The organism is Burkholderia sp. Bp8998 (genome assembly GCF_003854235.1).
Lineage (GTDB): Bacteria > Pseudomonadota > Gammaproteobacteria > Burkholderiales > Burkholderiaceae > Burkholderia.
Genome location: NZ_QTQF01000179.1, coordinates 1 through 359, shown reverse-complemented (window position 1 = coordinate 359; position 359 = coordinate 1). Strand labels below are relative to the sequence as shown.

The 359-nt window shown below is 66.0% G+C and carries 1 protein-coding gene; it reads left to right on the top strand.

Features of this window, described 5'->3' with window-relative positions; all coding sequences use genetic code 11:
• Positions 1 to 359: NAD(P)/FAD-dependent oxidoreductase (locus DIE06_RS38055; protein WP_409364543.1), on the top strand; the 359-nt coding region annotated here is incomplete at both ends.

Below are 359 nucleotides of genomic sequence, written 5' to 3'. Positions count from 1 at the left end.
GCCGGCTGGCCGCTGAAGTCCGATACGTACGGCGGCTCGTTCCTGTATCACATGGACAACAACCAGGTCGTGGTCGGTTTCGTGGTGGGCCTGGGCTACACGAACCCGTACCTGTCGCCGTTCGAGGAATTCCAGCGCTACAAGACGCATCCGTCGATCCGCGCGTTCCTCGAAGGCGGCAAGCGCGTGTCGTACGGCGCGCGGGCGATCACGGCCGGCGGCCTGCTGTCGCTGCCGAAGACGGTATTTCCGGGCGGCGCGCTGATCGGCGACGACGCGGGTTTCCTGAACGCATCGCGGATCAAGGGCAGCCATGCGGCGATCAAGACCGGCATGCTGGCAGCCGATGCCGCGTTCGA